General features: G+C 27.9%; 1 pseudogene. It reads left to right on the top strand.

Annotated elements, in window-relative coordinates:
• Positions 1–573: 573 nt before the first annotated feature.
• Positions 574–692: pseudogene (locus ASJ80_RS08510) on the top strand (LLM class flavin-dependent oxidoreductase); the annotation flags it as partial.

The raw sequence follows: 692 nt of genomic DNA, 5'->3' as shown, positions 1-692 counted from the left end.
CCAGTCTTCACAGAATGATATTATCACACTCCAACCGACGCCTTAAACCATAGTACTTATAATACTAAACACTTGTAGTTTTACAAGTATATTAGAATTTCTTGCACAAGGTTCGAAACAATTCAAACCAGCGCATACTATACTCAAAGGTTGTAGATTAACAAACATATTAGAAAATATTGCACAACTATTAATTTTATCAAATTTGTTGTGACACTTTAATTTATGAACCATCCACTATATATTTTTTCTACATTGAATTAAACAGGATCATAAACCTCCATAATTATATAACCAAATTCACAACATTATGACTTTAAACTTATAAAATAATAATTGAAAATCGTACTTCACATAATTAGACATTTTTAAGTTAAGATGACAAAAATTAGCCGCAAATACTTCCATATTACATAGAAATACCCCTACTTTTAAATAATAGATACTATATATAGTGTATTTCCAAATAAATCTGCTAACATGGTTTTAAATCCACTATTTAAACCTTTCGATTGCAATTAAAAACACAAAGTATTTTTATAGTTCTGATAGATTTAAATGCGGTGATAAACTATGAAGTTTGGTATTGAATTTGTTCCAAATGAACCTATAGACAAAATAGTTAAATTAGTCAAACTAGCTGAAGATGTAGGTTTTGAATACGCGTGGATTACAGACCACTACAACAACAA

This window comes from Methanobacterium bryantii, assembly GCF_002287175.1.
GTDB lineage: Archaea > Methanobacteriota > Methanobacteria > Methanobacteriales > Methanobacteriaceae > Methanobacterium_D > Methanobacterium_D bryantii.
Note: the sequence above shows the minus strand (reverse complement) of the source record. Positions and strands in the feature narration are given on the sequence as shown.